Here is a 26,033-nt window from a genome sequence, read left to right on the forward strand (position 1 = left end):
TGCTGGCTTACCGGTATCCGATGCTGAAATCGTGGCCCCACTGGCTCACCTTGGTGGCCTCGAATACCGCGTGCTTCGACCAGTCGACCGTGAGGCCGCCGAAGCCGTATTCGAGATCGAAGCCGCCGGGGGTCTTCATGTAGAAAGAGATCATCTGGTCGTTGCAATGACGGCCGAGCGTCGCGGACATCTGCACGTCGTGCATGGCCACGCGATCGAGCGCGCGCCCCACTTCGTCCATCGAGTCGACTTCGGCCATCACGTGCACGCAGCCCGACGGCACGGCCATCTCGAACAGCGCGAGGCTGTGATGGCGCGCGTTGCGGCAATGCATGAAGTGGATGCGTTTCTCGGGTTCGGCCGGATCGGGCGTGAACTTCACGCGATAGATGTCGGACAGCTCGAAGCCGAGCACGCCGCGCACGAATGCGTCGGTCGCATCGAACTGCGGCGCGGGCAACACCGCGTGGCCGAGCCCCATGTCGCCGGTGACGAAACGCGCGACGCCCAGCGGCGACACGAAGCGGCGGAAGTCGCAGCGCGCGCCCCAGTACAGTTCGTGGCGGTTGCCGGACGGGTCGATGCACCACGCCATCGCCTGCACGCGGCGCAGCGCGGCTTCGGCGGGCGTCGCGCGCACCGGCTCGACGCCCGCACGCTGCAGCGCCGCAAGCGCGGCGTCGAACGCGACGCCGTCGGGCAGTTCCCAGCCCGACGCGAAATAGCGGTCGGTCGAGCCGGGAACGATCACGTAGCGGAAATCGCGCTCGTCCATCTTCAGGTACAGCGCGCCGTCGGGCGCGTCGAGCGCCTGCATGCCCAGCACGTCTTCCGCGTAGCGGCGCCACGCATCGACGCGCGTCGCCTCGACGACGACGTAGCCAAGCGCACGGACATCGATCATGTCGGCCTCCTCCAGGTTCAGAATCCGTTGTTCGTGAAAGGATTCTGGCCGGTCGGGGGTGGCGTTACATCGTCTGTTGGGACGAGAGGCGGCGGGGAACGGGACGTTCGCGAAAGCCCGGCGGGACGGCGCGGGCATGTGGGAGGACTGGGAAAACGCGGATCGGTTGCGGTCGGGTTGTTGCCAGGTTGTTGCCGGACGCTTGCGAACCGGAAACGGGATCAGCTCATCGACTGCCTGCCCCGGGCATTCGCAGCGGCAGGAAGGTCATCACGCGCACGCCGGTGACGGCATTCGATACGCATCCGGCGGTCGAAATGGGGAGCCTGCGGCGCAATGCCCGGATCCCCGCACCGCGCTTTCAATCCATCACCTGCACGAGCCACTCTAAAGTTTGGCACGAACGATGCCGATATGATGCCCACGACTGAACGTCCAACACGCGTGTCACATACTTGTCATGGCTGCGCTCGATCGGGCGGAACGCTCAAGCAAAATTGCGCGTAGCTGATTGGAAAGCTCGAAGCTCACTACGGAAACGTCAGATGGATATCAGTAGCTGGAAGGATCAAGCGAAACAGGCGCTTGCCAGAAACACCGGTGCACAAGATGCAATCGCCCTGCTAGGCGACAGTCGCGTCGAAAATCTTGACTGGGAAGTCAACCTTTATCTTGGCATTCTCTATGGCCAAACCGGGCAGCTGAACCTTGCCGTCGAATGTCTTCAACGATCACTTGGCCAAAACCAGCGGAATCCTGACGCGATATTCTTCCTGGGGTGCTTTCACGCCTTGCAGTTTCCCGGGTTCCACAAGAGCTGGGCCATTCGGCGGGACCACGCAAAGAGCGCACTCCGCCTTGTCGAAAATACCGCTGAAGCCGCGACGTGGCCCCAACTGAAACTCTGTCTCGAGATGCTGGCGACGGCGGCAACCTATGTCGGTCCTTCTGAGGATGCGGAGTTCGCCTATCGTTGGCTGATCAAGATCGATCCGGCGAATGCCGATCACTACGCCAATCTCTCCCAACTCCGCGCAAACGACGACCTCGAAGAAGCCGTTGCACTTATCGATACGGCACAAGCAATCAACCCTGCCGTTGGCAACAGGACCGACATTGAATTTTCCCGCAAAGTGCTTTCGGATGGTGCGCGGCGAAAAACGATTGCACGGGCAAAGTATCCAACCACGCAAGAAATGAGACAGGACTTGAAGGCCGTGATCCGGTCCACCTTGTTAAACGGCTTGCAGAAGGAACGTTTCATCGACAAGGGGACGCGGCTCTTTACGCTCGGCTCGTGTTTTGCAAGAGAAATTGCCGTACGTTTGATAGAACGGGGCTATCAGGCTGACTTCTTTGAAGTCGTCGAACACATCAATTCAAGCTTCGCAAACCGCAGCATGGTTGATTGGGCGTTAGGTCAATGCATGGGCCAAAGCCGGGAGCGGCTCGACGAACTGTTTGCCTCACTCAATATTACCCCGGAGAATCTCAGAGCCCGGTTGGCTGCTGCAAATGTGTTCGTCTATACACTTGGTGTAGCTCCTGCCTTCTTCGACAGACAATCCGGCGAATTCGTGATGCCTTCGAATTCGACGCTCGGCTCGCGTGCGTTTGCAGAGATGTACGATTTTCGTACTACTACGGTCCAGCAAAATCTGGACAACCTTGAATACATTGTTTCTCACGTCAAGGCGTTGAATCCCGACATCAAGATCGTGCTTACTGTCAGCCCCGTGCCGCTAAAGACCACGTTCGAGTTCAAGTCCGCGATACAGGCGGATTGCATTTCCAAATCGACGCTCCGTGTTGTCGCTCACGAATTCGTTACTAAAAACCCCGAAGTCATCTATTGGCCCAGCTTCGAGATCGTACGCTGGCTGGGCGGACATGTAGGACCGTATTATGGCAACGATGACGACGCGGCGCTTCATGTGGGCGACGATGTCGTCAAGGCGATCACGGATTCATTTATCGAGCACTTTTCGTGAAAGCTGCCCCACGTCAGCTTTTTGCAGTCAGGTGACAGCCGAGGTTTGCCTTACGAATTGCCGCGCCAACAGCATCGGTAGCAACCGCTGATGCGACACGAAGCCGAACACCACCTTGCGAACCTTTCCGGCCGCGCACGGCAGTGCCGACATACGTGTCGAGCGCCTGCATGCCCGGCACGTCTTCCGCGTAGCGGCGCCACGCATCGACGTGCGTCGCCTCGACGACGGCATAGCCAAGCGCACGGACATCGATCATGTCGGCCTCCTCCTGGTTCAGAATCCGTTGTTCGTGAAAGGATTCTGGCCGGTCGGGGGTGGTGTCACATCGTCTGTTGGGACGAGAGGCGGAGAGGAAACGGACGGGGGCGGGACGGCCTCGACGGGAGTGCGGCGGGGGTTCGGTCAGCCGGGGAGGCGCGCGGCGGCCCGTGGCTCGTCAATCTTGCCATGCCGCCGACACTTAACGGCACGGCCTTCGGCAACGCCACCTCGCACCATGCTGTGGTCGGCGTAAAGAGCTGGGGTGATACGGATTCCGCGGTGAAACGGCAACGCGCGTAGCCGTTCACGAGCAGCAACCTCGTGACGCTCGTGAATACCGTATGCGGCAGCACGCCGGCAGCGTGTTGACGGCAGCCTGACGTAACACGTCGCGCGTGGCATTGCGTTCGTCGTGCCGAGTCGGCGCCGCCGGCCGACGCTTCACGCGACGCACGCTCTGCGTTGCCCTGGGCCAACCCGCGCTTCGGTCGAACGCGCGACGCTAGTCGAACGGATTCACCAGCCGGACTCCCGTCTTCTCGAAATCGCCGACGTTGCGGGTGACGACCGTCAGGTCGTTGATGAGCGCCGTTGCGGCAATCAGCTTGTCCAGCGCGTGCTCCGGATGCGGAGCACGCAGGTGGCCCCACAACTGGCCGACATCGATGTCGATCGGCAGGATGTTGGGCGCATAGTCGGACATGAGCGCGGCCAGCCAGGCATCGAGTGTCGACGCCTGCTGCGTATCGCCGCGGCGGCGGATCATCTCGACGCCGCGGCGTAGTTCGGAAACCGTCACGACGGACAGGTAGAGACTGCTGCCGTCGTTTCCGGCTTCACGGAAGAACGCGCGCACCCCGCTGTTCGCGCGCTTGCCCTTCCTGATTTCGCTGATGACGTTCGTATCAATCAAAAACACGCCTGACCTCGCCGGAATCCTGAACACGTTGGAAATCCGCGTCTTCGCCAACATCGGGCATGCTCATCAGCACTTGCGCAAATGTCCTTCGCTTCGGCCGGCCGAGTGCATCGGCCAGAATGGCTCGATGTTCGGCCTCGGCACTCCTGCCATTTGCCGCAGCCTGCTCTCGCAGGCTCTGAACGATACTGTCATCCACGTTACGCACCAGAAGATTTGCCATAGGTCCCTCCATCCAGGTTGCTATCAATGATAGCGCCATGACGGTGAATTGCAAGCATTGCTATCATCGTCACGAATGGATGGAAGACGAGGGTTGGCGTCGGCCAACGGCAGCAGCCAGCATGAATCCACCCGGCTTCCGCCGCTCGCCCGACACGTCGAACTGCTGTCCGCAAGGTAAGGCAGATCGGAACGACGTAAAAGACGGCCGAACGGCTATTCGCAGACAGGCGGCACGCGTGGACCCGCGCAGGGCGGCGTCATTCATCGCTTCCGCGTCGATCACGCAACGCAGCCCCCATCCGTCGACGCATTCGGGATCGCAGGCAACCGTTGTCAAACCCCTAACCCTTGTCGGCAAATATCGACACTAGCCCGGCCCGCACGCACAACGGCAACCCGACCACTCAGAACCGATACGAAATCCCGATCTGCAACACCGGGTACCACCGATAGCGCGACATCACCTGCCGCAGCGAATCCAGCCCGCTCGTGGCAAGGATCTGGCTCTTCGCCGGTCCGGCCGCGGCCGCGAGTTCCGGCGACAGCGTGTACGAACATTTCGGTATCCCGTACGCCACGCCGAGGTCGGCGACGAATCCCAGCCCCTTCGACGCCGGCCGATGCCCGTAGCCGATCCCGACATACGGCATCACGGCCGGATAGCGCGCTTCCGCCACCGCGTACATCCCCGGCATCGCCGGATAGCGCTTGCCGCCGAACACGTAAGTCCCATTGGTCGGCACCGATACGCCGCGCAGTTCGTCGTCGCTGAAACGCAGGCCGAGCGTCGCGCGGAAGCCGCTGCCGCGCCACGGAAAGATGTCCGCGTACAGGCCACCCTGGCGCAGTTTCAGGTCGTCCTGATAGCGATTGCCGGCCACCGTGAAGTCATGCGAAAGATCGATCGCATTGAAGTCCGCATGCGCACCCAGCATCGAATTGAAGCTCACGGCCGCGCCGATGCCGACGCCCTGCGTGCCACCCTGCAGGTAGATCTCCTGCGCGTGCGCGCTCGCGGCGCACATCACCGCCACCGCTGCCCATTGGTTCGCCGTCATTTTCACGGGCGCCTCCCCCGACTTGTGCCGGGCGCGCCTCGCCAACGCATGCGGCCTGCGCCGCGCTGCGTGATGCGAGCCCCGACACGACACCTTGCAAGCACGCTTGCTGTTCGACGGATCGGGAACACGTTGCCCGGTGCGCATCGCCGATACGACATGCGCAGCGCAAGCGCCGCAACATACGGCACCCGCGGCCCGATCCGATTCCCCGTTTCTATCGATGTCGTTGCATGCCGCGGATGCGCTCATCGTTGTTGCGACATTCGTTTGCGCCAGCGGCACCGGGTCAACCGCAAAGCGCGTGCCATGCGGCGCAAACCGAAGCGGGACAAGCGTCACCGTCACACACAGGCGGTCACGACGGTCGCAATCCGGGGGAAATGTTTCAGGAACGTATCCGCATTCGGCGGGACACGCGGGAACACGCGATTTGATCTATCGCGCATCGAGATCGGAACGCATGCCGAACTAGGCTGGAAAGCCGTCAGCGCGTGCAAGTCGTCGTTGCAGTCAATCGAGTCGGGCGAGGCACATTGACGAAACGTTGCAAAACTTCGACCTCGCGCCGGGTGCACGCGATGCGGATGCGCAATCGTGCGTGACGAGACAGGGTGAACACCGATGCGTGCGCATGCATCTTGCCGGTGTCGCGCACGGAAGCGATACGCGAGCCGATCGGCAAACCGGCCAGCGTCGTCGACGCGCTGGAGAAGGGGGATAGGCAGGCTCTGTCAGCGACCGGGGCAACCGACGTCTCGCGCGACACGCTCGGCCACGTCGGCCTTGCTGCGGTACCCCACCGCGACCGGCACGCCGGCGCGCGTAAATTCGAGCGCGACACCCTGCCCGATCCCGCCGCTGCCGCCGAACACCAGCACCGCGCCCTGCGGAAACCCGTTGTCGTTCATGCGTTCATCCCGTCCGTGTGTCGCGGCGCCGCTCAGGCCGCCGCCTCGCTCCCCGCCCGCAGGCGGTACTTCAGCACCTTCCCCGCGGCACTCGTCGGCAGTTGCGCGACGAACGTGAAATGCCGCGGCACCTTGTAGTTCGCCATGTTGCGGCGCGCCCAGTCGTTCAGTTCGTCGGCGTCCGCATGCGCGCCCGGCCGCAGGACGACATACGCGTGCCCGACTTCACCGAGTCGCGTATCGGGCACGCCGACCAGCGCAACCTGCGCAATCGCCGGATGTGCGGCGAGCAGCCGCTCGATCTCGGCCGGATAGCAGTTGAAGCCGCCGACGATGAACATGTCCTTGATACGGTCGGTGATCTTCAGGTTGCCGTTCGCATCGACGCAGCCGAGATCGCCCGTATGCAGCCAGCCATCGGCATCGACGGTCTCGCGCGTCGCGTCCGGCTGGTTGAAGTAGCCGCGCATCACGTTGTAGCCGCGCACCCAGATCTCGCCGGTCTCGCCCGGCCCGAGCGGCGCGCCGTCCGGCCCCGCGATGCGCAGCTCGACATCCGGCATCGGCCGGCCGGACGTATAGGCAACCGTCTGGGCATCGTCGCCCTGACGGCACAGCGTCGCGAAACCGCACGATTCGGTCAGCCCGTAGCCGGTCAGCACCGTCTCGAAGCCGAGCTCCGCGCGCATCCGCTCGATCAGGCTCGGCGCGATCGCCGCCGCGCCCGTCACCGCGATCCGCAGCGACGACAGGTCGCGCGTCGCGCGATCGGGGGCGTCGAGCAGCGCGTAGTACAGCGTCGGCGGGCCGGGCAGCACCGACACGCGATCGTCGGCGACGCGCCGCAGCACGTCGTCCGGCTGGAACACGAGATGCGGCAGCACGGTCGCGCCGCTCGACAGCGCGGCGAGCCAGCCGGCCTTGTAGCCGAACGTGTGGAAGAACGGATTGACGATCAGGTAGCGGTCGTCGTGGCGCACGCCCGCGATCGCCGCCCACGCCTGCGCGGCGCGCAGGTTCTGGCCGTGCGCGGTCATCACGCCCTTCGGGCGGCCGGTCGTGCCGGACGTGAACATCAGGTCCATCACTGTGTCGGGCGTCACCTGCGCCTCGCGTTCGCGCACCGCGGCCAGCGGCACCTCGGCGCCGCGCGCGAGGAACGCGTTCCAGGTCTCGTCGCGCGCACCGGGCGGCGGCTCGCCGTCGAACACGATGACGCGCTCGAGCGTCGCGGGCCGGTGCGGCGCGAGCATGGCCGGATAGGATTCGCCGAGGAAGGTGCCGCAGCAGAACAGCAGCCGTGCGCCGCCGTCGTGCAGGATGCCGCCCACCTCCATCCCCTTCATTCGCGTATTGACCGGCACGAGGATCGCGCCGACGGTGTGGATCGCCAGCGCCGCGACGATCCATTGCGGCAGGTTCGGCGCCCACACCGCGACGCGGTCGCCGGCCGCGATGCCGCTCGCGAGCAGCGCGCGGGCCGCGTCGAGGCGCGCCGCGTCGAGCCCCGCGTAGGTCAGCCGGCCATGCTCCGACTCGATCGCCGGATGCGCGCCGTGTTGCATGGCTGCCCGTGCGATCAGCGCGGGCGTGGTCAGGATTTCGTTGTCCATCGTCATCGATCAGGGTGGCCGCGCGCGCCACCGGCGCGCCACGGCTCAGTCGGGAAACACCACGCGCAGCGCGTCGCTCGCGGGGCGGGCGCAGCAGGCGAGCGTCCAGCCGGCCGCGATCTCGTCGTCGTCGAGCACGTGGTTGCTGTCGAGCGCGACCTCGCCGCGCTCGATCCGGCACATGCACGCGCCGCATTGCCCCATCCGGCAGGAATTCGGCGCCGGCACGCCCGCGCGCAGCATCGCGTCGAGCAGCGTTTCGCCGGGCGCGCTGTCGAACGCGAACGCTTCGCCGTCGAGCACCATCTCGATCGCCGCGACGTCGCCCGACGCCGCGGCCGCCGCTGTGCCCGACGCAGCCGTCTCGGCAGCCTGCGCCGGCGCATCGGGCAGCGACGCGAAACGCTCGACGTGCACGCGGGCCCGTGGCAACCCGAGGCCGAGCATCGCGGCCAGCGCGTTCTCCATGAACAGCGCGGGCCCGCAGATGAACGTCTCCTGCTGACTGAACGGCCGTGCGAGTTCCTCGAGATGGCGCTGCTGCGGGATGCCCTGCACGCTGTCGAGCCAGTGGATCACGCGCACGCGGCCCGGATGGCGCTGCGCGAGCTGCCGCAGTTCGTCGCGGAAAATCACCGAGCGTTCGTCGCGGTTCGCATAGATCAGCGTCAGCATCCCGCGTCCGTGCACGAGCGCCGATTTCAGGATCGACAGCACGGGCGTGATGCCGCTGCCGCCCGCGAACAGCAGCAGGTCGCCGTCGAGCGTGCGCGGCGTAAACACGCCGGCCGGCGGCAGCACGTCGAGCGCGTCGCCCGCCTTCACGCGCTCGCACAGCCAGTTCGACGCGCGGCCGTCGCGCACCCGCTTGACGGTGATCTTCGGCGCGGCGTCGATGCCCGGCGCGCTCGACAGCGAATAGCAGCGCGCGACGGTCGCGTCCGTGCACGGCACGTTCAGCGTCAGGAACTGACCGGGCCGGTACGCGAATGCGTCGCGCAACGCGGCCGGCACGTCGAACACGAACGAGCACGCGTCGTCGCTTTCGGCAATCACTTCGGCAACGGTCAGCCGATGGAAGCGCGAATCGCTCATGGCCGGCTCCTCACGTCACGCGGCCGCACGGGCCACCGGCGCGCCGGGCGTCGTGTAGGCGCCGTCGAGATAGACGAGCGGATCGACGTCGCCGCTCATCAGCACCTCGCGAATGCGCCCGATGAACACCGTGTGCGTGCCGTATTCGAAGCGGCCGTCCTGTTCGCACACGAGGCTCGCCTGTGCGTCGCGCAGATACGGCACGCCGTGCGGCGACGTGTGCCAGTCGCCGGTCGTGAAGCGCGCCTCGCCCTTCAGGCGGCCGCTGCAGTCGATCGCGATCCCTTCGTGGGCCGCCGACAACACGTTCACGCAGAACCCCGCGCCCGCGTCGAGCGGCGGGTACAGCGACGCGCTGCGGTTGATGCAGATCAACAGCGAAGGCGGATCGGTCGACAGCGAATCGACCGCCGTCGCGGACATCGAGTAGCGCCGGCCGTCGTGCGCACTGCTGATGACCGTGACGGAGCGCGCGAGGCGGCGCATCGCGAGCAGCATGTCGGTGCGCAGCGGATGGGGGGTGAGGTCGCTCATGGTCGGACTCCGTCAAGTTCTGTCGTGGATGGCCGGGCGGGCGGGCCGCCGGCGTCAGCTGCGCGAGCAGCCAGGTGGTCGGCGGCGAGATACCCGAAGGTCATCGCCGGGCCGAGCGTCGAGCCCGCGCCGGGGTAGCTCGCGCCCATCATCGATGCGCTGGTGTTGCCGATCGCATAGAGGCCGTCGATCGGCTCGCCGTCGGCGCGCAGCACGCGGGCGTGCACGTCGGTGACGAGCCCGCCCTTCGTGCCGATGTCGCCCGCGTCGATCCGCACCGCGTAGAACGGCGCCTGGTCGACCGGCCCGAGGCACGGGTTCGGCTTGTTCCGCGGATCGCCGTAGTACGTGTCGAACAGGTTGTCGCCCTTGCCGAATGCCTCGTCGATCCCGGTGGCCGCGTAGCGCGCCATGTCGCGCAGCGTGTCATGCAGGCCGGCCGCATCGACGCCGATGCGAGCGGCCAGCGCGTCGACCGTGTCGGCCTTCACGATCACGTCGCGGAACGCGGCCGGAATCCGCGAATCGGGCATCATCGACGCCGGCATGATCGGCCCGCACGGGTATTGGCGGCGAAACCGCGCGTCGAACACCATCCATGCCGGCACGCTCGCGCCGGTGCGCGCATGGTCGCGATACATCGCCGGCACGAATTCGGAATACGGCGCGGCTTCGTTGACGAAACGCTTGCCGAGGCCGTTCACGATCACGCAGCCCGGCAGGTTGCGTTCGACGAACAGCGCGCGCTGCTTCTCCTCCCCCGCGACACCGACCGTCGGCGCGCCCCACACGTGCTCCATCAGCGCCAGCGCGCCGCCGAGCCGGTGGCCTTCGGCGATCGCGTCGCCGGTGTTGGCGGGCGGCGTCGCGCTCCACTGCGCCTGCGTCGGCTGCGGCAGGTAGCGCTCGCGCATCGGCTGGTTGCGCTCGAAGCCGCCCGCGCCGAGGATCACGCCGCGCCGCGCGGCGATCGTCACGGGCTGCCCGAAGCGCTGCGCGCGCACGCCCGTCACGCGGCCGTCCGCATCGAGCAGGTCGCGCATCGGCGTATCGAGCCACACGGGTACGTTGCGATCGAGCAGCGCACGGCGCAGCCCGCCGATCAGCGCGTTGCCGAGCGTCAGGCGCCGGTCGCGCCGCGTGCGGCGGCGCATCCCGACATCGAGCCAGTAGCGGCCGAACTGCGCGATCGCGAGCTTCATGAAGCCGGGGCCGCGCGAGAACAGCGTGTGCGCCTCCTTCGACGTCACTGCCACGCGCCCGCCGATCAGCGTGCCGGGCGACGCCGGCCGCAGCCGGTCGAATTCGTCGCCGAGCAGCCCGCCGTCGAACGGCAGCGGATCGAGCGCGCGGTAGCCCGGCATCGCGCCCGGCACCTTCTGGAAATAGTCCGCGTACTTCGGCAGCGACTGGTAACGCACCGGCGTCTTCGATTCCAGGTAGCGCAGCATCTCCGGCGCGCGGTCGAGATACGTGTCGATTTTCTCGCGCGTCGATTCGCCGGCCACGCAGGCTGCGATATAACCGCGCGCGGCCTCGCGCGAATCGGTCGCGCCGAGCTCGGCGATATGGTGATTGCACGGCACCCAGATGCCGCCGCCCGAGACGGCCGACGTGCCGCCGTACAGCGCCGTCTTCTCGATCACGACGACGGACAGGCCGCGGTCGGCCGCGCGGCACGCGGCGAGCAGCGCGCCCGCGCCCGAACCGACGACCACCACGTCGAACACGTATTGCGGTGCTTGCGGGTCGTTCATCGCGGCCTCGTCAGATGAAGAAGTCGGTGTTCTCGCGGCCGAGCAACACGGCGCCGAGGTTCTGGCCGAAGCGGTCCACGTTGTTCGCGTAGTGCGCGCGGGCCGCGTGCAGGTCGAGGAAGCGGCGCACCAGCGGATTGCGGTGATAGATGCCATTGCCGCCCGCGTAGCGCAGCAGCGCGTTCGCGGCCTGCGCGCAGCGCTCCGCGACCTGCGCGGACTGGTACCGGAAATGCACGCGGCGCCCGATCGACACGGCGGGACCGCCGGTGACCGACGCCATCAGTTCCGCGAAATTGCGCTTGAGCAGCACCGTCATCTCGTCGATCGCGACCGCCGCGTTCGCGCACGCGTTCTGCGCGCCCGGATCGTCGGACGTCTTCGCGCCGCTGTTGGCCGACACGCGCGTCGCCGCATAGCCGGTGAAATCGTCGAGTGCGCCCTGCAGCGCGCCGATGCACGACGTGCACACCGCACGCACGAAGATCTGCGCGAACGGCAGCTTGAACAGCGGCGCGTCGTTGACGGCGAGGCCCGGGCTCGTGCCCATCATCCCGTCGATCGCCTTGTGCGTGCGGTACGCGGGCACGAACACGTCGTCGACGACGATGTCGTGGCTGCCCGTCGCGCGCAGGCCGAGCACGTCCCAGTCCTGCCGGATCCGGTAGTCGGATTTCGGCAGCAGGAAGGTGCGGTATTCGGGCGGCTGGCCGGCTTCGGCAGGCGGCACCAGCGCGCCAAGGAACACCCATTCGCACAGTTCGCTGCCGCTCGAGAATTTCCAGTGGCCCGACAGACGGAAGCCGCCGTCGACCGGCGTCACGCGGCCGACCGGCATGTAGGTCGACGCGATCAGCGTCGCCGGTTCGTTGCCCCACACATCCTGCTGCGCGCGCTCGTCGAACAGCGCGAGCTGCCAGTTGTGCACGCCGACGACGCCGTACACCCAGGCGGTCGACATGCAGCCGCGCGCGAGCGCCATCTGGATGTCGAAGAAGACTTGCGGATCGAGCTCGTAGCCGCCGTAGCGCTTCGGCTGCAGCACCTTGAAGAAGCCGGCGGCCTGCATGTCGGCGATCGTCTCGGCCGGGATGCGGCCCTGCGCTTCCGCCTGCGCGGCGCGGCCGGCCAGCGTCGGCGCCAGTGCCTCGGCCCGGGCGATCAGCGTGGCGGCCAGTGCGTTCGAATCGTTGTCGCGATGCACGAATGTCTCCTGTGAAACGGGGCGTGCGCCGCGGCGCCTGCCCTGCTCTCGTTCATGGTTGTTCTGCGCGGCCTGGCCGCGGGCAATGCTCGCCACCGTCGATGGTCGGCGTCGCGCGGCCGCGCCGCATCGTCCGAAGGGACGACGGGCGTGGCCCGACCCGCCTTACGCGCAGGCGCGTTCCTGCTCCTTGTTGAAGAACGGGATCACGTGCTCGCCGATGTTGCGGATCGTCTCCATCTGCGCGTCGTGCGGCACCGTGCCCATCTGGCACAGGAACAGCACTTCGTCGACGCCGGCTTCCTGCAGGCGGCCGACATAGCCGATGCAGTCGTCCACCGTGCCGTACGCATGGTTCGGGTTCATCATCGCGAGCGCCGGGTCGGCGAAGTTCACGACGACTTCCTCCGATGCGAAGCGCGAGCGGATCACCATCTCGCCGGTGTCGGCCTGCACGAGGTCGTCGCCCCACTTCGCCGGGTCCGGACGCTCGCCGCCCGTGTACCAGTACGCGAGCGATTCCATGAAGTAGCGCTGGCCGCGGATGCCGATCTTGCGGGCGGCCTGGCCGTCGGCCATCACGACCGTCGGGCACAGCGCCGCGAGGTGCTGGGTCGGGCGGAAGCCGACCTGGTCTTCCGGCTTGCGGTTCGCCCACGCTTCGCGATACACGGCGTTCTTCTTCGCGACTTCGTCGGGGCCGCCGAAACCGAGCACCAGCGCGCCCATCCCGCGCTGGCCGGCGCGCAGCAGCGCGTCGGTGTTGGTACACGCGAGGTACATCGGCGGGTGCGGATCCTGGAACGGCTTCGGGTGGATCGGGCGCTTCGGAATCTTGATGTACTTGCCGTCGTGCTCGATCTCGTCCTGCACGAACATCTTCGGCACGAGGTACATCGATTCGTCGATCATCGGCTGCAGCTCGTTGAGGTCGTAGCCGAACGCGCCGGCTTCCTGCTGGCTGCCGCCCTTGCCGACGCCGAAGTGCACACGGCCGCCCGACAGGATGTCGAGCAGTGCCACACGCTCCGCGACCTTGATCGGGTGGTTCATCGCCGGCGGCAGGCACACGACGCCGTGGCCGAGCCCGATGCGCGTCGTGCGGCCGGCCAGGTACGCAAGGAAGGTTTCCGGCGCGCTCATGTGCGCATAGTTTGTGAGCGACGTGTGCTCCACGCACCAGATCGTGTCGAAGCCGACCTGCTCGGCGAGCAGCGCCTGTTCGACCGTTTCCTTGAACACCCGGTGGTCGCCCTCGCGCGATGCGTCGGTGGTCTGGGCTTCGTAGATGAGGGAAAACTTCATTGCGTGCGTCTCCATGTATGTTGGACGAGTCGGGGTCGTGCAACCCGCCCGCACGATACGGACGAAGCGCGACGGTCCACGAATGGGAGTGTCGGCGCGCGGGCCGGTGCGGACATCGTCTGTTTGGAGTAACGGCATGCGTGCGGGGACAGAGGGGTTTCACCGTCATCCGATCGGACTGCGTGAGCGCGCAGGCGGCGCGCTAGCATCGAAAGGCGGCACGTTGCACGCCGCCCACATCAAGACAAGGGAGAACCGGGATGAAGGTATCGATGCTGCTGTATCCGGTCGACGACATCGACACGGCGTTGCCGCTGTTCGTCGACGGGCTCGGCCTGAACGTGAAGTTCCGCGACGGCGACCGCTATTGCGCGCTCGACGGCGGCCCGCTGACGATCGCGCTGGTCGCGGGCGACGAGCAGATCGTCGAGCGCGCGGCGCTCACGCTGCGCGTCGACGAGGACGACGACCTGTATGCGGCGATGGCGCGGGTCGTGAAGGCCGGTGCGTCGGTACGCGTGCCCGTGCAGGCCGGGCCGCACGAATACCGCGCGGTGCTGGAGGACAAGAACGGCGCGCTGCTCGTGATTTCGCAGAAACGGGCCGCATGACGGCACGCGGCGCGGGCGCCGGATGCGGGCGCCGTGCGCGTGGCAGGGCCGTTACGCGTGCGCGCCCGGCGTGCTCAGGTCGCTCGCTTCGAGCAACTCGAGCAGCGTGCGCGCCGGCTGGCTGAGCCGCTTCGCGGCCAGCGCGATGAATTCGATGTCGGGCAGCACCGGCAGCGCGTCGCCGTTGACCAGCGGCGCGAGCCCACGCGTCGACAAGTAATGCGACGTCGCGGTCAGGCCGAGCCCCGCACGGGCGGCCGCGATGCAGCCCGGCTGGCTGCTGCTGGAGCACACGACTTCCCAGCCGATTCCCTTCTCCGCCAGCGCGTTCAGGACGATCGCGCGCGTCACGCTCGGCTCGGCGACCAGCACGAGCGGCAGCGGCCGCTCCGGATCGACGACGGTGCCGGGCCGCGCGACCCATTCGAGCCGCGTGCGCAGCAGCGGCGTGCCGCGCCGCTCGCCGAGCCGCCGCTTGCCGATCATCAGGTCGAGCGCGCCCGCGTCCAGCCCTTCATAGAGCCGGCTCGTCATGCCGGTGGTGATCTCCAGCGCGACGTCCGGGTGCGCGGCGCGAAACCCGGCGAGCACATCCGGCAACGCGACGAGCGCGAGGTCGTCCGGCGCACCGAGCCGCACCAGCCCCTGCAGCCTCGGCTTGCGAAACTGCGATTCCGCGCGGTTCAGCGCCTGCAGGATCACGTTCGCATGCACGAGCAGCGCCTCGCCGTCGGCCGTCATCGCGATCGAATGCGTGTCGCGCACGAACAGCCGCCGGCCGACGCTCTCTTCGAGACGGCGGATGTGTTCGCTGACGCTCGACTGGTTGAGCCCGAGCTGCCGGCTCGCTTCGGTGAAGCTGCGGCAATTCGTGACGGTCGCGAACGTGTTGAGCCAGACGGGATTGAGCATCGCGCATTGTCATCGGCATTACCGATGACAGTCAACGCCTTCAGGCGGCTTCCCGATGACCGTCGGAATCGGTACCATCGTGCGCTTGAAGACCGGCAGGCGCCGCGCAACCGCGTCAAGGCGCCACCCGCGCCGGCCTTTGCACCACCGATTTCGCCATGTCCCGGGAACCCACACACTCCGCGCTGCTCTGGATCGTCGCCGCTGCGTTCTTCATGCAGTCGCTCGACACGACGATCGTCAACACCGCCCTGCCCTCGATCGCACAAAGCCTGCACGCGTCGCCGCTTGCGATGCAGCCCGTCGTGGTCGTCTATACGCTGACGATGGCGATGCTCACGCCGGCGTCCGGCTGGCTGGCCGACCGGTTCGGCACGCGCCGCGTGTTCTCGCTCGCGATTCTCGTGTTCGTGCTGGCGTCGATCGGCTGCGCGGCGTCGCATACGCTCGGCCAGCTCGTCGCCGCGCGCGCGCTGCAGGGCATCGGCGGCTCGATGCTGCTGCCGATCGGGCGGCTCGCCGTGCTGCGCCGCGTGCCGGGCGAACAGTACGTCGCGGCGATCGCATTCGTGTCGATCGCCGGCCAGCTCGGGCCGATCGTCGGGCCGACGCTCGGCGGCTGGCTGACGCAGGCGATTTCGTGGCACTGGGTGTTCATCGTCAACGTGCCGGTCGGCGTGGTCGGCTTCCTCGCCGTGCAGCGCTACCTGCCGCACGACCAGGCGCAACAGCCGCCGCCGTTCGACTTCGTCGGCTGTGCGCTGCTGTCGGCCGCGATGATCGCGCTGTCGCTCGCGATCGACCCGCCGATGTCCGCGCATCGCGCCGCGTGGGCGGCCGGGCTCGCCGTGCTCGGCCTGGCAAGCGCGCTCGCCTACCTGCCGCACGCTCGGCGGCGCACGCAGCCGCTGTTCCGGCTCGGGCTGTTCCGCGAGCCGAACTTCGGTTCGGGGCTGCTCGGGAATCTGCTGTGCCGGATCGGCACGAGCTCGGTGCCGTTCATGCTGCCGCTGCTGATGCAGGTGCAGCTCGGCTACACGCCGCTGCAGTCGGGGCTGATGATGCTGCCGGCCGCGATCGCGGGCGTCATCGCGAAACGCTGGATCGCGCCGCTCGTGAAGCGTTTCGGCTACGCGGCGTTCCTGGTCGTGAATACGGGGATCGTCGGGTGCGCGATCGCGGGGTTCGCGCTGGTGTCGGCGCGGCCCGCGCCGCTACTGGAAGGCGCGCTGCTGATCGTGTTCGGCACGGCGAACTCGATGCAGTTCGCGGCGATGAACGGCGTGACGTTGAAGGGGCTGTCGCATGCCGACGCCGGCAGCGGCAACAGCCTGTTCACGATGATGCAGATGCTGGCGATGGGGCTCGGCGTATCGATCGGCGGCGGCCTCGTCAACCTGTTCGCCGCCCATTGGGGCTCGATGGCGCACGGGTTCATGCTGTCGTTCACATGCATGGGCGTGGTGACGCTGCTGTCGTCCGTCGTGTTCCGGCGGATCGATGCGGCCGCCCCGCCGGCCAGTGCCGCAGCGCGCCCGTCCGCGTGAGCGCGGCCGTCAGTTCACCTGGCGGCGCTCGACGACGCGCTTGAGCACCCAGCGGATCGACGATCCGTCGGCCGGCGGCTGCGCGACGTGGTATTCGTCGATTTCGAGCGTGTACAGGTAGCCGGGCTGGTACGCGAAGCCTTCGATACCGGCGTACCACAGGCTCCACGGCTCGTTCGGGCCGTTGCGCACCTGCAGGCACTCCATCGGCGCGACGCCCGTGCAGCGCGCGGATTGCGGCGCGACATAGACGATCTTGGTCACCGGCTGGCTGCCGGCCGGGCGCACCGCGTTCGGCGACGTGGCGACCGCGTCGGTCTGGCATCCGGCGAGGAGCGTGCTGCCGGCAATGACGGCCGCGCCGAGCAGCGTTCTGGACTGGCGAATCATCGGATGTTCCTCACGAAGCGTTGAAGGGCCGATTAGAGGCCCCCACGGCAAGAAAGTTCACAAATAGCTTACAGAACGCACTCCGCCGCGTTCATTCGTGGGATGTCGCGCGCGAGCCGATACGTTACGGTGATCCCGTTCCGCCGTGCGCGTCGCCGCCGGCGGCTCGCCCGTGCCGCGCCCGTCCGGCAAGCCGCCGCTCGGCGTGCCGATCTGCGCGGTGCCGCTCAGCGAATGGCCGGAAGACAATCCGCGCCGGCCGGCGTGCGCGAGCTTCATCCGCGATGCCGAACGCAAGTCGCAGCCGTCGCACGACATCGTGCGCAAGCGGTTCGAACTCACGCCGGCCGAAACCGCGCTGGCGCTCGCGCTCGTCGACGGGCAGACGCTCGAGGAAGCGGCCGACGCGCTCGCGATCGGCAAGCACGCCGCGCGCTCGCACCTGCGCGCGATTTTTTCGAAGACGGATGTCACGCGGCAGGCGACGCTCGTCAGGACGTTGCCGAACAGCGTGCCGTCGCTGGGGTGAGGCGCGTGGCCATCGTCACGACGGCGGATTCACCGCGTGGCGATCGTGTACCATCGACGCTTCCCGATATGCCTGATCGCACTGCGTTCGTCCGCCCTTCTCCACGCGAACGATCCGCGCCGCGCACTCCACTTCGCATGACCTCGCCCGTTCCGTCCGACACCGCGCTGCGCCCGCTGCCGATCGATGCGCTGACCGTGCCGGCCGCGCTCGACGGACGCACGGGCACCAACCGCTCGACCAGCGCGCATCCGCAGATTGCCGCGACCAACGACCTCGACGCGGTGCACGCCTGGCTCGCCCGCTTCGTCGATACGCCGACCACGTTCCAGAACTACCGCAAGGAAGCGGAACGCCTGCTGCTGTGGGCCGTGATCGCGTGCGGCAAGCCGCTGTCGTCGCTCACGCACGAAGATCTGGTCGTCTACCGGCAGTTCCTGCTCGCCCCCGAGCCGGCCGAACTGTGGTGCGCGAACGGCGGGCGCAAGCATCCGCGCGACGATCCGCGCTGGCGGCCGTTCTACGGGCCGCTGTCGGCGGCCAGCCAGCGGCAGGCATTAGTGATCCTGAACGTGATGTTCTCGTGGCTCGTGCAGGCCGGCTATCTGGCCGGCAATCCGCTCGCGTTGTCGCGGCAGCGGCAACGCCGGCCCGCGCCGCGCGTCACGCGCCATCTCGGGCAGCCGCTGTGGCAGTCGGTCAAGGACGCCATCGCCGCGATGCCGCGCGACGACGCGCGGGCGAGCTTCCATGCGGATCGCGCGCGCTGGCTGTTCACCCTGCTGTATCTCGGCGGGCTGCGCATCACCGAAGCGGCCAATACGACGATGGGCCAGTTCTTCTGCCGGCGCGATGCGGACGGGCGCGACCGCTGGTGGCTCGATGTCGCGGGCAAAGGCGGCCGGCAGCGGCTCGTGCCGGCCACCGACGAAATGATGGCCGAGCTGGCGCGTTACCGGCGCACGCATGGCCTGCCCGCCTTGCCGTCCGACGGCGAGCCCACGCCGCTCGTGCTGCCGGCCGGCCACGCGCGCAAGCCGCTCACGCGCGCAGCGCTGCACCGGATCGTGAAGCAGGTGTTCCGGCTCGCGGCCGACCGGCTGCGCGCGAACGGCGAAGCCGGCGAACAACAGGCGCGCGTGCTCGAACAGGCGTCCGCGCACTGGCTGCGACACAGCGCGGGCTCGCATATGGCCGACGGCCGCGTCGACCTGCGGCTCGTGCGCGACAACCTCGGCCACGTATCGCTCACGACGACGAGCCAGTACCTGCACGCGGACGACGACTGGCGGCATCGCGAGACGGAGGAGAAGCACCGGATCGGGTGGTAGGTGCGCACCGATCCGATGAGTCGCGGGTCGCGCAGCGCGTCCGCGCTCAGTGGTCGAGGTCGAGCCCGCCGAGGCCACCGTTGCCGCGGCATTTCGCGCGGTCGCTTTTCACCTGCCAGTCGATCTGCCCGCACATCACGTCGACGCGCTTGCGGTAACTGTCGACCAGGCACTGCGTCGTCGTGCAGCGGTTACGCGCCTTCAGCCACGCCCTCTGCGTCGCCATGAACTGCTCGTACTCGGGCGGATCCTCGACCGGATAGTTGCTGAAATCGTAGAGCATGCGCTGATAATCCGCGTTGAGCGCATCGTCGAGATGCGACAACGTCGGATTGGCGCAGATTTCGCGCTCCACGAACGTGGACGCCTTCGCGCAGTTGAACGACGCGGCGTGCGCGCCGGTCATGCCGGTCATGCCGGCCGCGACGGCCAGCGCAACGAGCCATGCTTTCATGTGGGTGCCGTAACGAAGAAGGCGGCGGCCGCGGATCGGCTCGCCCTGGCGCGCGAACGGGCCTGCCCGTCGCAGCGACCCGGGAGCTTAGGTCAGCGCGCGTCGCATTTCAATACGCGGCTCGCCATCCCGGCACCTGCGCCGCACGGCGCGTCACACTCGATCAGTACACGCCCACCCAATGCCCGGGCACCCACGCCCAGTGGTTGCCGGCCCACCGGTAATGCCCCTTCGCCCAGCGATAGCCCGGCGCAGGCATCGGCGGCGGCACCTCGACGACGGGCGCCGGCTGTGGCGGCCGCACGGGTTCGACCACGCATGCGGACATCAGCGCCGCACCGGCCGTCAGCAGCACGGCGAGCGACACGGATCGGATCTTGATCATCCAGGATTCTCCCTTTTTGTGTAGTGGTTGGTTCAGTGCCGAAGCGGCAACACCGCGCGTCAGGCGGATCCCCGAATCAGCCCGCTCATCGGCCGCGTCGCACCGCTTTCCGCGAACAGCGCGGACGCGGTGCGGCGCGGATCGAGCCGCAGGCTTTCGGCGGCGGCGCCCGAGATCAGCGCGTCGAGCGACGCGGTCGGTTTCAGGTCGCGCCCTTCGTACAGGTCGCCCGGCCGCAACCCCGGCCAGTCGGCAATCACGCGGCCGCCGGCCACCGCGCCGCCGGCGAGCATCGCGACCGACGCCTGCCCGTGATCGGTGCCGCCCGTGCCGTTCGCGGCCGCCGTGCGGCCGAACTCCGTTGCGATCAGCACCGTGGTCTGCTGCCACGCGGGCCCGAGGCCGTCGCGCAGCGCGGCGAGCATCGTATCGAGCGCCTTCAGCTGATTCGCGAGCCGTGCGTTCTGCGCGCTGTGCGTGTCCCAGCCCCCCGTCTCGATCATCGCGATGCGCGGGCCGTCGTCGCGAGCGAGAAACGTCGCGGCGAGCTTGCCGACCCCGGCCGGATCCTGCCGCGCATGCGCATCGCCGGCGAGGCCGCGCGCGTCCATCGCCGACTGCCACAGCGGGCCGAGTTGCGCGTCGGCCTCGTAGAGCGCCGACACGCGTGCGAGCAGGTCGTCCGGCGCGGCCGGCAAGCCGGACGGCGCGTAAGACGCGGCCTGCACGGCGCCGCGCAACGCGAGCGGCACGGTCGGCGCGAAAGCGATCGCGTTTTCGCGCGTGGCCGGCAGCAGTGCGGCGAGCCGGTTCAGCCACCCGTCCTTCACCTGGTACGGCGCGCGGCCGCCCGTCTCGAGCACGTTCTGGCCGTCGAAATGCGAGCGGTCGCGATACGGCGATGCAATCGCATGAACGAACAACGCCTGCCCGTCGCGGTACAACTGCGCGGTCTGTGCGAGCGACGGATGCAGCGCGAACGTGCCGTCGAGCCGCGTCGCGGACGACGCGTCGATCGCCAGCGGGCCGCGCAGCGACGCATACGCGGGCTCGACATACGGGACGACGATGTTCAGGCCGTCGGCCGCGCCGCGCTGGATCACGAACACGAAGCGCCGATCGGTCTCGACGTTCGCGAACACGATCCGCGGTGCGACGAGGATCGCGCCGGCGCCGGCGGCGGCCACGCTCAGGAATTGTCGGCGGGACAGTGCCATGGTCATCTCCGTTGGAAATCGGGCGATACGAGCAGCAGTGCGAGCGACGTGGTCGCGCTTTCGGCGCGCGACAACGCAGTCGCCGTCGGCGCGCTCAACGAACCGGCGAGCAGCGTGTTGCCGAGCGCACGCGGGTCGAGCCGGTCGCCCGTGCGCGCGGCCAGCCGCTGCGCGAGCTCGACACGGCGTACGAGCGCGTCGGGCGCGGCCCAGCTCGCGGCAACATCGTCGTAACCGGCCGGCGAGCCGGGCCGCCACACCGGCTGGCCAAGCTGCGTGAGCAGCGGCGCGACCTTCAGGTCGCCCGTGTCGTGCCAGCCGAGCCCTCGCAGCGACGACACGGCCCACTCCCACGGCGTCTTGAACTTGCGGTTGACCGGCGCCCACGCCTCGGGCGCATCGACGAGCACGCGATAGACGGTCGGCAAATCGCCGCCGCTCGCATCGAACGCGCGGGCGAGCCGATCGGTCAGCGCGGGCGGCGGATTGTCGGCGACGAAATGACGGGCAAGCTGGAACGCGATATGCCGGCCGGTCGCCTCCGAATGCGCGAGGTCGTGCAGGATCGCGCGCGCCTGCGCTTCGCCGGGCTGGTCGTAGCTGCGCCCCATTACGTTACGCACGCCGGGCTCGTGCAGTTTCGGGCGAAACACGAACGCGCCGGGCGCCGCATCGCCGGGCTGCGGGCCGCGCCCGCCGGCGATGCTCCAGCCGGTCAGCGCGCGTGCGAATTCCGTCACGTCGGCTTGCGTGTAACCCGTGCGTACGCCGAGCGTGTGCAACTCCATGATTTCGCGCGCGAGATTCTCGTTGAGCCCCCGTCTGGCCGCCGGATTGCGTGCCTCGGCACGCAGCGCGGCCGGGCTGTCGGGGCCGACCGAGCGCGCCTGGTCGAGGAAGAGCTGCATCGCGGGATGCTGTTCGACGGCAACCAGCATGTCCTCGAAACGGCCGAGCACGTGCGGGCGGATCGCGTCGCGTTCGAACGCGCCCGCGTAGGCCGCCACCGGCCCCTTGTCGACCGACACCGCGAAATGGTTCGCCCAGAAATGCACGAGACGCTCGACGAACGGCGCGGGCGTATTCAGCGCACTGTTCATCCGCGCGACGACGGCGCTGCGGTACGTGTCGTTGCCGTCGCGCCGGATCGACTGCTCGGTCGCGCGCTTCGTCGCCGGATCGTTGCCGGTCATCGCATTGCGCGCGTTAGCAAAGCGCGTCGCGAGCGCGACCGCGTCGGGTTCGCCGGCCCACGCGGCCGGCCGCGCGTCGTAACGGTCGAATTGCGCGACGAGCGCCGCCTTCGGGTCGGCAGGCGGCGCTTCGTCGGCGCGCGCGCCGAGACCGAAGCGGTTCAGCGCGATGGCGGCCGGTGTGATGTCGTTCGGGTGGTCCATGAAAGGGCTCTCGCGATGCGTACCCGTGTTTAACGTCGGTCGGCGGGAAATCCGTCGCGCGGAAGGCAAATATTTCGGGTTTGTCTCGCGGGTTTGTCTCGCGGCTTTGAATGCGTGCGTGTTGCAGCTCGAATTTCAATCACGGATTCGACTGACGGTTACTGACGGTTGCGGCGAATCGGGGGCGCTCGGCCGCCGTACCGCCGTATCGCCGCTCCGTGCGTTGCCGGAGGCTGGGCATGCTTCGAAATACGGATGAAAGGTGTTTCACCTTTCGCAAACCTGACCGGCTCGGATCGGCGCGCTCGCTCGCGGATGCCCGGCACCTGCGAATCACCGCTTGCCGCGTCGAAGCCGCCAGGCGCTTGCCCTTCGCGAAAAGCGATCTAGACTCGTGTAACGACGTTCGCATGAAAAACGACGCGTGTGCCCTCAAGCGCAATCACGGCGAAATCGTTCGGTTCGTCGAATCGCATCGGGCGTCGCGCGTCGGCAGCAAGGCGACCGTTCTTGCAGCCACCGCTCGCCACGTCTCGCGTCGACGTGGCGCCACTCCATCGACCAGGAGAAGCTGCCGCATTCCCGCCTGCCACGACGGATTGCGCCGGCCACCGCTACGATGCCCACTCTTCCCGTCAGCTTGCGTGCGCGGTTTCGTTGTTTCGGTTCGATGCGTCCGCCCTCGCGCTGGACCCGCGCGTGGCTGCTTGCGGTCGCGCTGACGCTGCACGGCTATCCGGCACACGCGCAGAACGAGCCCAAGGTGGTCGACGTCCCGACCCGTCCCGGCGTGACTCAGCGGTTTCTCTTCATCGCGCCGGAAGCACCGAAGGCCGCGGCCATTCTCTATGCCGGCGGGCACGGCGGGCTGCAACTGGAGCCGTCCGGACGGTTCGGGTGGGGCACCGGCAACTTTCTCGTCCGCACCAGGCAGTTGTTCGTGAAGGACGGCATCGCCGTCGCGGTCATCGACGCACCGAGTGACCGGCAATCCGCGCCCTACCTCAACGGCTTTCGACTCTCGAAGGAACACGCCGACGACGCGCGTGCCGTGATCGCCTGGTTGCGGGAGCAACTGCACGTACCTGTATGGCTGGTCGGGACGAGCCGCGGCACCCAGTCCGCCGCTGCCATTGCGATCGCGCTGGCCGGCGGCGGCGGGCCCGACGGTATCGTGCTGACATCCACCATCCTCCGCGACGATCGAGGCGGCACCGCTGTCACGGACATGAACCTTGCCAGCCTCAGGATTCCGGTGCTCGTCGTTCACCACGAGAATGACGGCTGCAAATATTGTCCGGTATCCGAAACGGACGCGCTGATGAAGAAACTGGAGGCGTCGCCCAAAACCGACCTGATGATCGTGTCGGGCGGCACGTCCCGGGGCGATCCGTGCGAGGCATTTGCCTATCACGGCTTCAATGGCCTGGAGAGCGGCGTGGTCGACGCGATCGCCGCGTGGATGCTTGCACGTTGAACGTGCGCGCGGCGTAGCGCCGTCGCAGTTGCGTCGCGACGCTTCGCTGAAGCGTGCCTGCAAGCGTTGTCGATCGACACGCCGCGTACGCGTTGCGCATCACTGACAGGGCACGCCGTCGCACGTCGCCCGCGCGGCGTTTGCTTGCCGATTTATCGACTCGCCGCGTCGCCCTGCTGCTTCTGCCACTTCGGCGGCAGCCGCCAGTTGCCGCTACGCCGCAACCCGTCGACGAACTTCGCACGCTCGTCCGGCGTCAGCGTCGCCGCGAAATCGACGACGCTGCGCTCGACCTGCGCACGCAGCGCGGTATCGGCCGCACGCGTACGTTCGAGCGCGGCGTCGATCGCCGTCCGATCGAGTTGCGGCGCGGCGAGCAGATCCAGCACGGTGATCCGGTCGTCGCGCCCTTCCCGTGCGAAATCGCGGCCGTCCTTGCGCGCCGCCTTCAGCGCCGCAACGAACGCCTGCTGGCGCGCGTCAGGCAATTCGTCCGCGGCGAAACGCAATGCAGTGCGCGACGCAGGCGCACCCGCGGCCCGCAGGTCGCGATGCGTCGAAAACCACTGATACGCACCGCCGCCGATCGCGCCGAGCATGAATACGTTCAGCACGACCGAGCCGACGAGGACGAACTTCCAGCCACGCTCACTCATTCATCACTCCAGTCCACGCTCGGCCCACCGAACGTCGTTGTCAGATAGCCCGGCTCGTGCGAAGGCGGCACGCTGCCGAACATCAGCATCGACACGGCCACCGCACCCGCGAGCGCGCCGGCCAGGCCCACGCCCGCGAATGCCGCGCCCGACCACCACACGGCGCCGCGCCGCCGCGCGCGCCGCGGTGCGGGCGCCGTCGCGACGATGCGCTCGACGAGCGCCGGTGCGGGCGGTGCGACCGTATCGTTGGCGAGCCACGCATCGAGTTCGGCCGCATCGTCCAGCGCCGCCAATGCGTCGCCCGGATGCGCGCGCGCCCATGCCTCGGCGGCCGCGCGCTCGCCGTCCGGCCAGCGCCGCGCATCCGAGCCGTACGCGGCGACGATGGTGCGAAATCGTTCGGGTGTCATCGGATGTCCTCGCTAGGTGAATCGCCCGCCAGTTGCGCGCGCAAGTTTCGCCGCGCACGCGCGAGCAGGCTTTCCAGCGCGTCAACGGTAATGCCCATCAGGTTGGCCGCCTCCACGTTCGACATTTCCTGATAGTACTGGAGCACGAGCGCTTCGCGCTGCCTCGTCGGCAACGCCGCGAGCGCCTGCCGCACGCGCGCGTCGCGCGAGCGGAGCTCCGCACGCATGGCCGGCTCCGGTTGCGGATCGGGCACGTCGGGCAACACTTCGACCGGCTCCTCACGGCGGCCGCGCAAGCGGTCGTAGCACAGATTCAGCACGACGCGATGCAGCCACGTGTCGAACCGTGCCTCGCTTTCGCGCCAGCCCGGCGCCTGTTTCCAGATCCGCAAGAACGTCTCCTGTGCGACATCCTCGGCTTCCGTGCGGTCGCCGAGCATGCGCGTCGCGAGCGCGAGCAGCCGCGGCAGCTTGCGCGCGACGAGCATGCGCACGGCCGACGCGTCGCGCGCGCCGACCCGTGCGACCAGGGCCGCGTCCGGATCGACGTCGCTCAACGCGGGGCGCTCCAGCGCATCGCGCGTCTGTGCCGCGGCGCGATCGTCGGTGCGCCCGCCGGCAGACTGAAACTCATCGTCGTGCTCTCCTTGCATGCGCCGCGTCATTACCCGGCCCCGCCAGACTGGCGGCTCGGGCTCGCCGCGCGCATCGCGCACGGCCTCGGCAAGGTCCGTTTCATCGGCATCCGTTTCAGGCTGCATGGCGATCGGGTCGATCGGGTGCCGGCCGCCCGTTCGCGCGAGCGGCGGCCGGCGTGCTCAATATACGACGACCGGCGCGGGCCGGTAATAGGCCGGGCGCGCGGGCACCACGACACAGCCGGCCAGCACGATGACGGCGGCCGCCAGTATCACCACGGTTCGAAAAGGCATGG

Annotated in this window: 26 protein-coding genes and 2 pseudogenes; 7 read left to right on the forward strand and 21 right to left on the reverse strand. The window is 68.0% G+C overall.

Features of this window, described 5'->3' with window-relative positions; translation table 11 throughout:
- Positions 1 to 7 precede the first annotated feature (7 nt).
- Positions 8 to 904, reverse strand: a complete 897-nt coding sequence (locus HWX39_RS06300; protein WP_175966227.1) for a VOC family protein — start codon at positions 902 to 904, stop codon at positions 8 to 10.
- Positions 905 to 1,449: 545 nt separating this feature from the next.
- On the opposite strand from HWX39_RS06300, the gene HWX39_RS06305 reads away from it, so the two are divergent.
- Positions 1,450 to 2,895: a GSCFA domain-containing protein gene (locus tag HWX39_RS06305; protein ID WP_175966229.1), complete on the forward strand. Its 1,446-nt coding sequence runs from the start codon at positions 1,450 to 1,452 to the stop codon at positions 2,893 to 2,895.
- Between the two features lie 13 nt (positions 2,896 to 2,908).
- Here HWX39_RS06305 and HWX39_RS36125 read toward each other — a convergent pair whose 3' ends face one another.
- Positions 2,909 to 3,154: a hypothetical protein gene (locus tag HWX39_RS36125; protein WP_244134930.1), complete on the reverse strand. Its 246-nt coding sequence runs from the start codon at positions 3,152 to 3,154 to the stop codon at positions 2,909 to 2,911.
- A 152-nt stretch (positions 3,155 to 3,306) separates the two neighbouring features.
- Between HWX39_RS36125 and HWX39_RS36775 the strand changes: the two are divergent.
- Positions 3,307 to 3,528, forward strand: a pseudogene (locus tag HWX39_RS36775) (hypothetical protein); the annotation flags it as partial.
- A 133-nt stretch (positions 3,529 to 3,661) separates the two neighbouring features.
- Here the strand turns inward: HWX39_RS36775 and HWX39_RS06315 are convergent.
- The 10 genes from HWX39_RS06315 to HWX39_RS06360 form a co-directional block, all read right to left on the reverse strand.
- Positions 3,662 to 4,132 carry a type II toxin-antitoxin system VapC family toxin gene (locus tag HWX39_RS06315; RefSeq protein ID WP_175966231.1) on the reverse strand — a complete coding sequence of 157 codons (471 nt, stop codon included), beginning with the start codon at positions 4,130 to 4,132 and terminating at the stop codon, positions 3,662 to 3,664.
- A complete protein-coding gene (locus tag HWX39_RS06320) occupies positions 4,065 to 4,301 on the reverse strand; it encodes a DNA-binding protein (protein ID WP_014899176.1) in 237 nt (78 codons plus the stop codon). The genes HWX39_RS06315 and HWX39_RS06320 overlap by 68 nt, the downstream gene beginning before the upstream one ends.
- Positions 4,302 to 4,707: 406 nt before the next feature.
- Entirely contained in the window at positions 4,708 to 5,361 is a 654-nt protein-coding gene (locus tag HWX39_RS06325) for a hypothetical protein (RefSeq protein WP_175966233.1), read from the reverse strand.
- Positions 5,362 to 6,095: 734 nt separating this feature from the next.
- Positions 6,096 to 6,272 carry a hypothetical protein gene (locus tag HWX39_RS06330; RefSeq protein WP_244134931.1) on the reverse strand — a complete coding sequence of 59 codons (177 nt, stop codon included), beginning with the start codon at positions 6,270 to 6,272 and terminating at the stop codon, positions 6,096 to 6,098.
- A gap of 32 nt (positions 6,273 to 6,304) precedes the next feature.
- Positions 6,305 to 7,891 (reverse strand): FadD3 family acyl-CoA ligase, encoded by a 1,587-nt coding sequence (locus HWX39_RS06335; protein WP_279613065.1) that lies wholly within the window; start codon positions 7,889 to 7,891, stop codon positions 6,305 to 6,307.
- A gap of 39 nt (positions 7,892 to 7,930) precedes the next feature.
- Complete coding sequence (locus HWX39_RS06340) at positions 7,931 to 8,980, reverse strand: ferredoxin--NADP reductase (RefSeq protein WP_175966237.1); 1,050 nt, start codon at positions 8,978 to 8,980, stop codon at positions 7,931 to 7,933.
- A gap of 15 nt (positions 8,981 to 8,995) precedes the next feature.
- Positions 8,996 to 9,514 (reverse strand): flavin reductase family protein, encoded by a 519-nt coding sequence (locus HWX39_RS06345; RefSeq protein WP_175966240.1) that lies wholly within the window; start codon positions 9,512 to 9,514, stop codon positions 8,996 to 8,998.
- Positions 9,511 to 11,271 carry an FAD-dependent oxidoreductase gene (locus tag HWX39_RS06350; RefSeq protein WP_175966242.1) on the reverse strand — a complete coding sequence of 587 codons (1,761 nt, stop codon included), beginning with the start codon at positions 11,269 to 11,271 and terminating at the stop codon, positions 9,511 to 9,513. The genes HWX39_RS06345 and HWX39_RS06350 overlap by 4 nt, the downstream gene beginning before the upstream one ends.
- A 10-nt stretch (positions 11,272 to 11,281) precedes the next feature.
- Positions 11,282 to 12,475, reverse strand: coding sequence for an acyl-CoA dehydrogenase family protein (locus HWX39_RS06355; protein WP_175966245.1), 1,194 nt, complete (start codon positions 12,473 to 12,475; stop codon positions 11,282 to 11,284).
- Between the two features lie 165 nt (positions 12,476 to 12,640).
- Positions 12,641 to 13,780, reverse strand: a complete 1,140-nt coding sequence (locus HWX39_RS06360; RefSeq protein WP_175966247.1) for an LLM class flavin-dependent oxidoreductase — start codon at positions 13,778 to 13,780, stop codon at positions 12,641 to 12,643.
- 260 nt (positions 13,781 to 14,040) lie between these two features.
- Here HWX39_RS06360 and HWX39_RS06365 point away from each other — a divergent pair, with 260 nt between their 5' ends.
- Entirely contained in the window at positions 14,041 to 14,391 is a 351-nt protein-coding gene (locus HWX39_RS06365; RefSeq protein ID WP_011355015.1) for a VOC family protein, read from the forward strand.
- Positions 14,392 to 14,442: 51 nt separating this feature from the next.
- Here HWX39_RS06365 and HWX39_RS06370 read toward each other — a convergent pair whose 3' ends face one another.
- Positions 14,443 to 15,303, reverse strand: a complete 861-nt coding sequence (locus tag HWX39_RS06370; RefSeq protein ID WP_175966249.1) for a LysR substrate-binding domain-containing protein — start codon at positions 15,301 to 15,303, stop codon at positions 14,443 to 14,445.
- Positions 15,304 to 15,461: 158 nt separating this feature from the next.
- Here HWX39_RS06370 and HWX39_RS06375 point away from each other — a divergent pair, with 158 nt between their 5' ends.
- Positions 15,462 to 16,850, forward strand: a complete 1,389-nt coding sequence (locus tag HWX39_RS06375) for a DHA2 family efflux MFS transporter permease subunit (RefSeq protein WP_175966251.1) — start codon at positions 15,462 to 15,464, stop codon at positions 16,848 to 16,850.
- Positions 16,851 to 16,859: 9 nt separating this feature from the next.
- On the opposite strand, the gene HWX39_RS06380 is transcribed toward HWX39_RS06375, so the two are convergent.
- Positions 16,860 to 17,240 (reverse strand): DUF4377 domain-containing protein, encoded by a 381-nt coding sequence (locus tag HWX39_RS06380; protein WP_175966253.1) that lies wholly within the window; start codon positions 17,238 to 17,240, stop codon positions 16,860 to 16,862.
- A gap of 172 nt (positions 17,241 to 17,412) precedes the next feature.
- Between HWX39_RS06380 and HWX39_RS06385 the strand changes: the two are divergent.
- Together HWX39_RS06385 and HWX39_RS06390 are read left to right on the forward strand one after the other, a co-directional pair.
- A pseudogene (locus HWX39_RS06385) lies at positions 17,413 to 17,769 on the forward strand (helix-turn-helix transcriptional regulator); the annotation flags it as partial.
- Between the two features lie 137 nt (positions 17,770 to 17,906).
- Complete coding sequence (locus tag HWX39_RS06390; protein ID WP_175966255.1) at positions 17,907 to 19,100, forward strand: tyrosine-type recombinase/integrase; 1,194 nt, start codon at positions 17,907 to 17,909, stop codon at positions 19,098 to 19,100.
- Positions 19,101 to 19,146: 46 nt separating this feature from the next.
- On the opposite strand, the gene HWX39_RS06395 is transcribed toward HWX39_RS06390, so the two are convergent.
- The 4 genes from HWX39_RS06395 to HWX39_RS06410 all read right to left on the reverse strand — a co-directional run bounded on the left by HWX39_RS06395 (position 19,147) and on the right by HWX39_RS06410 (position 22,553).
- A complete protein-coding gene (locus HWX39_RS06395; RefSeq protein WP_175966257.1) occupies positions 19,147 to 19,554 on the reverse strand; it encodes a lysozyme inhibitor LprI family protein in 408 nt (135 codons plus the stop codon).
- 163 nt (positions 19,555 to 19,717) lie between these two features.
- Positions 19,718 to 19,936, reverse strand: a complete 219-nt coding sequence (locus tag HWX39_RS06400) for a YXWGXW repeat-containing protein (RefSeq protein WP_175967606.1) — start codon at positions 19,934 to 19,936, stop codon at positions 19,718 to 19,720.
- A gap of 62 nt (positions 19,937 to 19,998) precedes the next feature.
- A complete protein-coding gene (locus tag HWX39_RS06405; RefSeq protein ID WP_175966259.1) occupies positions 19,999 to 21,162 on the reverse strand; it encodes a DUF1501 domain-containing protein in 1,164 nt (387 codons plus the stop codon).
- Positions 21,159 to 22,553, reverse strand: coding sequence for a DUF1800 domain-containing protein (locus HWX39_RS06410; RefSeq protein WP_175966261.1), 1,395 nt, complete (start codon positions 22,551 to 22,553; stop codon positions 21,159 to 21,161). Before HWX39_RS06410 ends, HWX39_RS06405 begins: the two co-directional genes overlap by 4 nt.
- 619 nt (positions 22,554 to 23,172) lie before the next feature.
- On the opposite strand from HWX39_RS06410, the gene HWX39_RS06415 reads away from it, so the two are divergent.
- A complete protein-coding gene (locus HWX39_RS06415) occupies positions 23,173 to 24,030 on the forward strand; it encodes an alpha/beta hydrolase (RefSeq protein WP_244134932.1) in 858 nt (285 codons plus the stop codon).
- A 152-nt stretch (positions 24,031 to 24,182) separates the two neighbouring features.
- On the opposite strand, the gene HWX39_RS06420 is transcribed toward HWX39_RS06415, so the two are convergent.
- From HWX39_RS06420 to HWX39_RS06430, 3 genes are read right to left on the reverse strand one after another with little or no spacing between them, the layout of a single operon-like run.
- Entirely contained in the window at positions 24,183 to 24,686 is a 504-nt protein-coding gene (locus tag HWX39_RS06420; RefSeq protein ID WP_175953836.1) for a periplasmic heavy metal sensor, read from the reverse strand.
- Complete coding sequence (locus HWX39_RS06425) at positions 24,683 to 25,099, reverse strand: hypothetical protein (protein WP_175966263.1); 417 nt, start codon at positions 25,097 to 25,099, stop codon at positions 24,683 to 24,685. The genes HWX39_RS06420 and HWX39_RS06425 overlap by 4 nt, the downstream gene beginning before the upstream one ends.
- Positions 25,096 to 25,860 (reverse strand): RNA polymerase sigma factor, encoded by a 765-nt coding sequence (locus tag HWX39_RS06430; protein ID WP_175966265.1) that lies wholly within the window; start codon positions 25,858 to 25,860, stop codon positions 25,096 to 25,098. Before HWX39_RS06430 ends, HWX39_RS06425 begins: the two co-directional genes overlap by 4 nt.
- Positions 25,861 to 26,033: the final 173 nt, after the last annotated feature.

Origin of the sequence: Burkholderia sp. BCC0322 (assembly GCF_902833045.1) — a bacterium.
Lineage (GTDB): Bacteria > Pseudomonadota > Gammaproteobacteria > Burkholderiales > Burkholderiaceae > Burkholderia.